Raw genomic sequence first — 10,321 nt, forward strand, 5'->3', positions numbered from 1 at the left:
CGTCGGGGTGGGCGGTGTCGTGGGGAGGGTGGGCGTCGGGGTGGGCGGTGTCGTGGGGAGGGTGGGCGTCGGGGTGGGCGGTCTCGTGGGCGAACGGGCCGACGTGGGTTTTGGAGCATCGGGGCCCCGGCCGCCGGAGCCCAGCCACATCCCCGAAGGAACCGGCTCCGGCCGCAGCGGCGATCACACGCAGCACCCCGCGCCTGCCAGTACCCGGAACCGGCCCGCCCGGGGAAGCGACCGGCGACGAGGCCGCCCCCCGCCGTATGCAGCACCGGAACCCGCGCACCCGGGGAAGCCGCGCCCGAATCCCCGCCCCGACGGCGCGTGTCCGCCTGGCGACGGCGCGCGCCGGGGTCCTGTACGGCGTCGACCGGGCAGTGCGTGCGTACCGCGGGGCGAAACTCCGGCTCCGGGGCCCCATTCGGCCCTGATCCGGGGGTGTTACCACGGATTATGGCCCGATCCCTCCGCCCGGGAGTCCAGACGGTCGCTTCCTGCCCTCGGAACACCCGCGTGCGCGCCGATGGGAGAAAGTCGCCCCGAGAGGGTGATTTGCCCCGCTTCGATGGGGCGCTACCGCGAGTTACGCCCAGTTTCTCCGCCCCAGCCGGGGAGATCGCCGGGCAGAGGTGCTTCGTGGGGCGGGGATAGGCGGGTTTGGGTGCTGCATACGGCGGGGTGGCCTCGTCGCGGGTCGCTTCCCTGGGCAACGCGGGTTCCGGGTGCTGGCGGGCGCGGGTTGTTGCGTGTGATCGCCGCTGCGGCCGGATCGGGTTTCCTCGGGGACGTGGCTGGGCTCCGGCGGCCGGGGCCCCGATGCTCCAACCCCACGTCGGCGGGTTCGCCTACGATGCCGCCCACCCCGACGCCCGCTTTCCCCACGACACCGGCCACTCCGGCGACAAAGGCCCACCCCGCACCCGGCCCCCCGCCCCGGCGCCGAGAGCAACCCGCCCCCCGGCGCACCCCGACCTGGCCCGGATCGCGGGGCGGATGCTCGCCGTGTGGCGGGCGTTGGGCGTTGGTTCCCCCGGTGCGGGGGTTCCGGGCTCCAGCGGGCGCCGGGTGGTGTGCCTGATCGCCGCCCGGGGCCGGAGCCGGGTCCTCCGTGGCATCACCCAGCAAGTACACGCCGGTGAAAGGTGTGGAAACCCCGAAGGAGCGGCCCTCAGAGAGGCCGCCCCTTCGGTGCGAGGTCGCTGCTCAGCGCACGCGTCCGAGATGGATGACGCTGACGCGGACCTGCCGGTCGTTGATCTCGTACATCACGCGATAGCTGCTGACATGGATGCGCAGCAGGCCGGCGCTGTCGAACGCGCCCGAGGGCGCGGTTCATCGGCGAGGCGGCCGACGGCGGTGAACACCTGCCGCACGCCCGCGGGGTCGTCCTTGACGAATCGCTCTGCCTTGGCGAGAGCTTCCGGCTCCCAGATGACCTCATACCTCAGCGCCGCCGAACACGCGCCGATACGCCTCGTCGTGGGAGACTCCGGCGTCCTCGCCCAGGCCCTGGCGGGCGCGGTAGGCAGCCAGCGCGCGCAGCTCCTGCAACTCCAGGGCGTCAGCGGGGCTGAGGAGTATGGCGACGGTCTGCCCGTGGTCGGTGATGGCGACCGGCTCACGGGTTGCGCTGACTTCGCGCGCAATAGCACCCAGCCGAGCACGGGCTTCCACGATCGAATACGCCGCCTCCGTCATGCACACCACCTTACGAAGGTGTGCGCATCCTGGCCCGGTGGTCGGGCGCCGTCCTCGTGTTCTACCCGGGTTGTCCCTTGACCACGGCTCCGCCCTCCCGACACGATGACTACTGGACCAGGTGACTAGTCAAGTAGTGGGGATGCGGGCGATGGCACTGCCGAAGTACGACCAGATCGCGGCTGACATCCGTGGGCGCATTGTCCGAGGGGAGTTGAAGGCCGGAGACGCGCTCCTTTCGGAGCAGGAACTGACTGAGCGCTGGAAGGTCAGTCGCGGGACGGTGACCAAGGCACTCGGACTGCTGCGACAGGAAGGTCTGATCGAAACCCGGCAGGGTGCGGGTTCGAAGGTCAAGGAGCGGGCGCCGCTGGCACGCACCGCTGCGGAGCGTTACCGGACGGCGGTGGAGACCGGGAACATCTACACGGCGGGTGAGTACGCGGAGATCGTCTCGGCCGAGATGGTCGTGGCGCCCGAGGATGTGGCCGGCGCGCTGGGCGTTGAGCCGGGTGATCGGGTCGCGCGCAGGCAGCGTGTGACCTTCGAGGGCGAGGTCCCAACGGCAACATCAATTTCGTGGTTCACGGCCGAGGTCGCTGAGGCCGCACCGCGTCTGTTGCTGCGTGAGCGTATCCGTGAGGGCACGACGCGGTATGTGGAGATGCAGACGGGCCGTCGGCCGCACAGTGGTCGCGATCTGTGGACCTCCCGGCTGGCGAGCGATGAGGAGTTGGCGCTGCTGCGCCTTGAGGGGCCGGCTGCCGTGTCGGAGTCCCGGCATCACGCGTACTGCAGCGAGGGCAGGCCGCTGACGTACGAGGTCGGGATCACGCCAGGCGGGCGCTGGGCGCGCACGGAAGAGTATTCGATGGAGGCGTAATTGTCCGAATGCTCGTCACAACCCCCGTCACTCGACGGGGGTTGTTTCGTGTCGCACCTCTTGAATTGACTAGTCAACCAGTCGACCATTCAAATATCACCAGTCGGACGCGAGGTGCGCCATGTCGATGACGATTCAGGTTTACACCGTGAACCCGGACACCGGGGAGCGAACGGTCAAAGTCCGTACGTACACAGTCTTAGAGTCAGAATCTCCGGACCTCAGGGGCGCGTGGCCGCCCTGCAACTGCCCCATGCCGGCTTGCCACCTGCGCCGACACGCGATGCAGGAGGCCGGGGTCGCGAACTCCGACGCGGCGCCTCCGCCCCCTGCTGTGAAAGGACGCTGAGTTGACAGGTCATGGCACGAAGACGGCGAAGACGGCACCGCGACACGAGGTACGGGCCGACCAGGATAAGTTGGGTCGGCACCTGTCCAAGATCCGGGCCCTGGACACCGATTGGGCTGCGGCGTTCACCGCAGTCGATCGGGCAGACTTTCTGCCGCCGGTGATGTGGGTGGACGATCCCGTGACGGGGGTCGTCCGCGTCAATCGGTACGTCGAGGCCGAGCGCTGGTACCGGTACGCCGACAGCGACTGTCCGATCGCTGCCCGGCGGGATGATGTACCCCGCTTGACGTCCATGCCGTCGGTGGCGTTGGCCATGCTGCGTGACTCGATGTACGGCCGGGGATGCGGGTGTTGCACGTCGGTACGGACACGGGGTGGGTGGCCGGGCTGCTGGCGCATCGGCGGGGGTCCGCATGCGTCGTGTCCGTGGAAGCGGACGGGCGGGTGTCCGATGCCGCACGACGGCGGTTGCACGCGGCTGGGTTGCGGCCCACGGTGCTGCACGGGGACGGGACGGCCGGGGACCCGGTGGGGGCGCCGTTCGACCGGGTGATGGCCACGTGTGGGGTGCGGTCGGTTCCGGGCGCTTGGGTCGAGCAGGTGCGGCCCGGTGGTGTCATCCTGGCGCCCTGGGGGACCCCGTTCAGCGGGCAGCGGGCCCCGGTGAAGCTGGTCGTGGGGTGCGAGGGGAGGAGCGCCCGCGGCGACTTTCTGCGCCTTCCGGAATTGATGCGGGTGCGCGGGCCGTCAGGGCCGTGGCCGCGGCATGCGGTGTACGTGCGTGAGCCCTGGCCCGTCTCGGTGCGCCGGACGCGCACCCCGCTGGGGGCGGCGGATCTGACCGGTCGCGGGCCGTATCCGGTCCAGGGTTTCGTGCTCGGGCTGACGGTTCCCGCAACGACGCATAGCGTTCGCCGTCTCACCGACGGGAGCGTCGTGTCCTGGTTCTACAGCCTGGGCCGTGACCGCTCGTGGGCCAGAGTCTCCTGGGCCGGTGACGGCGGGCCGGGTGTGGTCTGTCAGTGGGGTGGACGTTCACTGTGGGACGAGGTGGAAGAGGCGCTCGGCTGGTGGGAGTCCGAAAAACGGCCTTCCGCCGACTGCTTCGGTCTGACTGTCGGCGTGGACGGCAGCCAGGCCGTATGGCTGGACGAACCGCGCCACACGATGCCTCCGGTACTGCACTGAACCCATGCTCCGCCCGGGCCCCCGGCCCTCCGCCCCCGGCCGTCCGCGCGGTGTGCGGTGCGGCCGGGCGAGGGGCGGGGGTCAGGGGCGGGTGGTTTTGCCGTCTAGCCAGAGGGTGGCGGACCCGTCTCGGTGCGGGCCCGTGGAGCCGACGTGGTTGGCGTCGATCTGCGGGCCCTTCTTGATCACGTGCACCAGGGTCATACCATGGCCGCGCCCGAGGTCGTAGTCCTCCCTCAGCCACGCCAGTACCGGGCCCGCCTTGGTCGCCGGGTCGTCGAACCCGCGAGCCGGTGCCAGCTCGATGAACTGACGCGGGGTGAGGCCGGTCTTCTCCTCAATGTTGTCCAAATATGCCTGAAATGACATCGGGGCTACTCCCGTTTCGTCGGTTGTCCGCGTCGCTGGCGGTAACAACCACGATGCCCCGATGTCCCTTCGGGCCGGCAAGGACGCCGGTGCGGCGCGTCAGTGCGGCAGGACCACCACGTGCGCCGCCTGTTCGCGTTCCGCCGAGGCCAGCATGGCGGCGCGGACCACCTCCGCCTGCTGCTCCAGTGCCTCGCGCAGCCCCCGCGGGGTGACGTGGACGACCGTGATGCCCAGGCGCTCCAGGGTCTCCCGCTTCTTCGCGTACTGGGACCACAGCGCCCGGTCGTCGTGGGAAGCGCGGCGCGGGGTGCGGGCGTCGATCTCGACGGCGACCGCGTGGTCCGGCCAGTAGGCGTCGACGCCGCCGAGGTGGGGGCCGCCCGGCAGGCGGAGGTCGACGTTCCAGAGGGGGTCGGGCAGGGCGTGGGTGTGGACCATGTCGTACAGCCGGCCCTCGGCCAGCGCGCGGCCCTCGGCGATCAGGGTGTCGACCGCGTCGATCACGTGCGGGCGGCCCAGCAGCCGGGCCCGGCTCAGCTCCCGTACCACCGATGCCGCTTCGCAGTGCCCGCCGCGGACCGCCTCCGTCAGCAGCCGGTGCACGTCGGCGGCGTCGGTGAGCTCCGCGACCGTGTCGGCGAGGGCGCGGGGGACCGGGGCCACGGGCAGGCCGGTGATGCGGTCGGGGCGGGGGAGGGTGTGGGCCGGGACTCGGCGGCGAGGGTACGCATCGCCAGCTCGCCGACCTCGGCGACCGGACCGCCTTCGGCGTCGTAGAGCGTGATTTCGACGGTGTCGGGGCCGACAAGGGCCGCCTTGACGCGCAGGTGGGTGGCTGCGGTGGCGTGCAGCGAGACTTTGGACCACGAGAACGGCACCCGGATACCGGCATCGGAGTCGTTGCGGGTGTCGACGAGGAGGGTGTGCAGGGCGGAGTCGAGAAGGGCCGGATGGAGACCGAAGGCGTCGGGCCCGTGCTCGCCGGAGTGCTCCTCGGGCAGCACGACCTCCGCGTAACGGGTCGAGCCGTCCCGCCACAGAGCGGTCAGACCGCGGAAGCCGGAGCCGTACTCGTAGCCCTGCTCGGCCAGCTGGTCGTAAGCCCCGGTCAGGTCTACGGCCTCGCCCCCCGCGGGCGGCCACGCGCCCTGCCACGGCTCGCCGGCCGTGTCGTCGGCGGTGGAGGTGAGGCGGCCGGTGGCGTGCCGGGTGAACGGACGGTCCGTATCGCCGTCGGGGCGGGCGTGCACGATGACCGTACGAGCCGACCCCCCACCCTCCGCGGGGTCGACGGTGACCTGAATCTGCACTCCGGCCGCCTCGGGCAGCTCCAACGGCGCTTCGAGAGTGAGGTCTTCGAGGACCGGGCACCCGGCCTCATCCCCGGCCCGCAGCGCCATCTCCACCAGCGCAGCCCCCGGCACCAGCACACGGCCCTGAATACGGTGCCCGGTCAGCCAGCCGTCACCCGCACGGGAGATACGACCCGTCAGCACCACCGCACCTGACGACGCGACCGTCACCGCCGCGCCCAGCAGACCATGCCCGAACGCGCCCAGGCCCAGACCCGCCGGGTCGCCGCTCGACGCCCGGCCGTTGAGCCAGTAGCGGCGGCGCTGGAACGCGTACGTCGGCAGCGCGACCCGCCGCCCCCGGACCCCGCCGAACACCGCACGCCAATTCACCGGCACCCCAGCCGAGAACGCGGCACCGACGCCGGACATCAGTTCACCGGCGGCACGGGAATCCTCGTGAGCAAATTCCTTGTCGCCTTCCCGAGGCGCACGGGAGAGGGCGATCCAATCGACAGGCTCGTCCGGGAGGCATTCCTGTCCCATGGCGGTCAGGACCGGGGCGGGCCCGACCTCCACGAATACGGAGACGCCGGTTCGAGCCGCCGACTGCAAGCCGTCCGCGAAGCGGACGGCTTCGCGGACGTGCCGGACCCAGTACTCCGGATCGCACACCGTCTCCGCAGCGGCGACCCCACCCGTGACGTTCGAAACCAGGGACAGCACGGGAGCGTGGTACTCAACGTCCTCGGCCACCCGGTGGAAGTCCGCGAGCATCGGCTCGATCAACGGCGAGTGAAACGCATGAGACACCCGGAGACGACGCGCCTTGCCGCCCTCCGCCTCCCAACGCGACACCAACCCCTCGATCTCCCCCTCATCACCGGAAATGACCACCGATCGGGGCCCGTTCACCGCCGCCACATCAACCCGGGCACAGCCCTCCAGCAGAGCGTTGACCTCATCCAGGCTGCCGCGCAGCGACACCATCGCACCACCCGACGGCAGCGCATCCATCAACCGCCCACGGGCAGCCACCAGACGACAAGCGTCCGCAAGCGACCACACACCCGCACAGTGCGCGGCGGCCAACTCGCCCACCGAATGCCCCACGAGAACACCCGGCTCCACACCCCACGCACGAAGCTGACGGAACATCGCCACCTCGAACGCGAACAACCCCGCCTGCGTGAACTCCGTCCGGTCCACCAGCCCGCCGTCCCGCGCGGCCAGCACCTCGCCCAGGGGCCGGCTCAACAGCCCGTCGAACCCCGCGCAGACCTCCTCGAACGCCTCCCGGAAGACCGGGAAACCGGTCAGCCCCGACCCCATCCCCGGCCACTGCGCACCCTGACCGGTGAACAGGAACCCGACACCGCCCGCCGAAGCGGGGGACCGCTCGGAGCCGTCGGCCGCCACCCGCGCCAGTGCCCTCGTCAACTCCTCGATGCCGGAGCCCGTGACCACTGCCCGGTAGTCGCCCGTCGACCGTGACAGCAGCGCCGTCCCGACATCGACCGGGGACACCTCTCCCCCGGCCTGCGCGACGAACTCCCCCAACCGCGCAGCCTGCGCGCGCAGCGCCTCCGCACTACGCGCCGACACCACCCACGGCACCACCGGAAGCTCACCCGAACCGGACTCCGCGACAGGCGCCCGCTCCTCCTCCGCGGCGGCCTCCAGGATCACGTGCGCGTTCGTGCCGCTGATACCGAACGACGACACCGCCGCACGCCGCGGCTCCCCCGTCTCCGGCCACTCCCGCGCCTCCGTCAGCAACGAGACCGCACCCGCGTCCCAGTCCACGTGCGTGGTGGGCTGATCGACGTGCAACGTGCGCGGAAGGCCCCCGCGGCGCATCGCCTCGACCATCTTGATGACGCCCGCGACACCGGCCGCGGCCTGCGTGTGCCCGAGGTTCGACTTCAGCGACCCCAGCCAGAGCGGCTGTTCCGCGGTGTGTTCACGGCCGTACGTCGCGAGCAGCGCCTGCGCCTCGATGGGGTCCCCGAGCTTGGTCCCGGTCCCGTGCGCCTCCACGGCGTCCACCTGCCCGGCGCTGAGTCCGGCGCTGGCCAGGGCCTGCTGGATGACCCGCTGCTGGGACGGCCCGTTCGGCGCCGTCAGACCATTCGACGCCCCATCCTGGTTCACCGCGGAACCCCGCAGCACGGCCAGCACCTCGTGCCCCTGCCGCCGCGCCTGAGACAACCGCTCCACCAGCAGCAGCCCCACACCCTCACTCCACCCCGTACCGTCCGCACCCTCCGCAAACGCCTTGCACCGGCCGTCGGGCGACAGCCCACGCTGCCGCGAGAACTCCAGGAACATTCCGGGAGAGCCCATGACGGTGACACCGCCGACGAGCGCCTGGTCGCACTCCCCGTTCCGCAGGGCCTGGGCAGCCAGGTGGACGGCGACCAGCGACGACGAGCACGCCGTGTCGATCGTCACCGCCGGGCCTTCGAGCCCGAACGCGTACGCCACCCGCCCCGACAGGACGCTTACCGTGGTGCCGGTGAGCAGGTGCCCGTCGTGGCCGTCGTGGCCGTCTGCGAGGCGGGGCCCGTACTCCTGCGCGGTGGCGCCGATGTAGACGCCGGTGCGGCTGCCGCGCAGGCTGTCGGGATCGATACCCGCACGCTCACACGCCTCCCACGACGCCTCCAGCACCAACCGCTGCTGCGGATCCATCGCCAACGCCTCACGCGGCGACACACCGAAGAACTCCGCATCAAACTCCCCCGCATCATGCAGAAAACCCCCATGACGCGCATACGACTTCCCCGACCTACCCGGATCCGCATCAAACAGATCCGCACCCCAACCACGATCGACCGGAAACTCCGAAACCCCCTCACGCCCCGACCACACCATCTCCCACAACTCCCCAGGAGACCCCACACCACCCGGATACCGGCACGCCATCCCCACCACCACCACCGGATCATCCGCATCCACGGCGGTTGCCGTGGTCGCGACGCCGTCTTCGGCGCCGGTGAGGCGGGCGTGGAGGTGGGCGGCGAGGCGTTCGGGGGTGGGGTGGTCGAAGAGGACGGAGCTGGGCAGGTCGAGGCCGGTGGCGTCGGCCAGCCGGTCCCGGAGGGTGACGGCGGAGATCGAGTCGAAGCCCAGGTCGCGGAAGGCGCGCCGTACTTCGACGGCCGACGCGTCGGCGTATCCGAGGACGCCGGCGGCCTCGCCCGCGACGAGCGCGAGGGCCTCCGGCAGGCCGGCGCCTGAGGCGGGGTCAGCGGTGGCGGGAGTTGTCGTGGCGGCAGGGGCCGACGCCTGCGTACGCGCCTCGCCGGGACCGTCGGCCGGGCGTACCGCCGCGGTCTGCTTCTCCCCTGTCAGCCAGTGCCGCTCACGCTGGAACGCGTACGTCGGCAAGTCGACATGCCCGGTGCCCGTGCCCTGGAAGACGGCTGACCAGTCGACGGCGACGCCGTGCAGGTGGGCCCGTACGACCGCGGTCAGCACCTCGCGGGCTTCGGGGGTGCCGCCGCGGCGCAGCGGTACGGTCACGGCGCTCGGCAGGCAGTCCTTGGCCATGGCGGACAGGACCCCGTCGGGCCCGATCTCCACGAGCGTGGTGACGCCGGCCGCGCCCAGCCAGCGCACGCCTTCGTGGAAGCGCACGGTCCTGCGGACGTGCCGCACCCAGTAGCCGGGGTCGCAGATCTCGTCGGCGCCGACCTCCTGTCCGTCGAGGTTGGACACGATCGGGATGCGCGGCGGGCGGAAGTCCAGTTCGGCGGCGACGGCCGCGAAGTCGGCGAGCATGCCGTCCATGTGGGCGGAGTGGAAGGCGTGGCTCACCCGCAGCCTGCGCGTCTTCCAGTCCCGCTCCGCGCACACCGCGGCCAGGCGTTCGACGGCCTCGGCGTCGCCCGAAACGACGGTGGCCGCGGGGCCGTTGACCGCGGCGACGTCCAGCCCGGCCAGGGCGTCAGGGCGGGTGAGCAGTGCGTCGACCTCGTCGGCCGGTGCGCGGACGGACAGCATCGCGCCGCCCTCCGGCAGCGCCTGCATGAGCCCGCCGCGGGCGGCGACCAGGCGGCAGGCGTCGGGCAGGGTGAGTACGCCGGCGACGTGGGCGGCGGCGAGTTCGCCGATGGAGTGGCCGGCCACCACGTCCGGGCGCATGCCCCAGCTCTCCAGCAGCCGGAAGAGGGCGACCTCGAAGGCGAAGAGCGCCGGCTGCGCGTAGACCGTGCGGTGCAGCTCCGGGTCGTCGTCGGCGAACATCACGTCGCGCAGCGGGCGGTCGACGTACGGCGCGAGCGCGACGTCGAGCGCGGTGCACAGCTCGTCGAGTGCGGCGCGGAAGACGGGCCAGGTCGCGTACAGCTCGCTGCCCATGCCCGCGCGCTGGCTGCCCTGGCCGGCAAAGAGGTGCGCTACGCGGCCGTCGCGGACGGTGGCGCGCAGGATGCCGGAGGCGGGGGTGTCGTCGGCGAGCGCCGCCAGGCCGGCGAGGAGGGCGTCGGGCGTCCCCTGCGCGGCGGGAGCCGTAGCCTCGGCGGGGGT

At 71.7% G+C, this 10,321-nt stretch carries 3 protein-coding genes and 3 pseudogenes; 2 read left to right on the forward strand and 4 right to left on the reverse strand.

The genetic code is table 11. The features are described from left to right. Positions 1-1,440: 1,440 nt before the first annotated feature. Positions 1,441-1,701 carry a type II toxin-antitoxin system Phd/YefM family antitoxin gene (locus H5J30_RS08395; RefSeq protein WP_181786559.1) on the reverse strand — a complete coding sequence of 87 codons (261 nt, stop codon included), beginning with the start codon at positions 1,699-1,701 and terminating at the stop codon, positions 1,441-1,443. A 151-nt stretch (positions 1,702-1,852) separates the two neighbouring features. Here H5J30_RS08395 and H5J30_RS08400 point away from each other — a divergent pair, with 151 nt between their 5' ends. After that, entirely contained in the window at positions 1,853-2,584 is a 732-nt protein-coding gene (locus H5J30_RS08400; protein WP_181786560.1) for a GntR family transcriptional regulator, read from the forward strand. A 688-nt stretch (positions 2,585-3,272) separates the two neighbouring features. Beyond that, positions 3,273-4,124: pseudogene (locus H5J30_RS37860) on the forward strand (methyltransferase domain-containing protein); the annotation flags it as partial. 81 nt (positions 4,125-4,205) lie between these two features. Here the strand turns inward: H5J30_RS37860 and H5J30_RS08410 are convergent. The 3 genes and pseudogenes from H5J30_RS08410 to H5J30_RS08420 form a co-directional block, all read right to left on the reverse strand. After that, a complete protein-coding gene (locus tag H5J30_RS08410; protein WP_181786564.1) occupies positions 4,206-4,493 on the reverse strand; it encodes a DUF4287 domain-containing protein in 288 nt (95 codons plus the stop codon). Positions 4,494-4,592: 99 nt separating this feature from the next. Further along, positions 4,593-5,213 (reverse strand): annotated as a pseudogene (locus H5J30_RS08415) (hypothetical protein); the annotation flags it as partial. 50 nt (positions 5,214-5,263) lie between these two features. After that, positions 5,264-10,261 (reverse strand): annotated as a pseudogene (locus tag H5J30_RS08420) (acyltransferase domain-containing protein); the annotation flags it as partial. Positions 10,262-10,321: the final 60 nt, after the last annotated feature.

Source organism: Streptomyces phytophilus (assembly GCF_013870535.1).
GTDB classification, from domain to species: Bacteria; Actinomycetota; Actinomycetes; order Streptomycetales; family Streptomycetaceae; genus Streptomyces; species Streptomyces phytophilus.